The organism is Pseudomonas sp. PDM26 (assembly GCF_019219185.1).
Taxonomy (GTDB): Bacteria; Pseudomonadota; Gammaproteobacteria; order Pseudomonadales; family Pseudomonadaceae; genus Aquipseudomonas.
In genome coordinates this window covers 1-326 of record NZ_JAHUWC010000058.1, presented here as the reverse complement: position 1 = coordinate 326, position 326 = coordinate 1, and the positions used below count along the sequence as shown (strand labels likewise).

Here is a 326-nt window from a genome sequence, read left to right as displayed (position 1 = left end):
ACGGTCAGCTCGCCGCCGCCAACGTTCAAACCGCCGACCGTCACCGAGTCATCGTTGTTGTGGATCTGCAGCACCAGATTCGCCGTGCTGCTGTCGCCGTCCGCATCGGTGAGGGTGTAGCTGAAGGTCTCGGTACTGTCGCCACCGCCGTGCAGGGCCTTGAAATCGGCATCGCTGGTGTTGAGGGTGTAGGTGTAGCTGCCGTTGGCATTCAGCACCAGGGTGCCGTAGGTCCCGGTGAAGGTCCCGGGGGTGATCGGCCCGGCGTTTTCCCCGAGCGTTACGCGGTCGGCGCCTTGCACATCGTTGCTCAACACATTGCCGCT

Annotated in this window: 1 protein-coding gene; it reads right to left on the bottom strand. The window is 63.5% G+C overall.

Translation table 11 applies throughout. The annotated features are described in order from the left end of the window. A partial coding sequence (locus KW849_RS31085) for a VCBS domain-containing protein (protein ID WP_218433906.1) occupies positions 1-326 on the bottom strand: 326 nt, incomplete at both ends.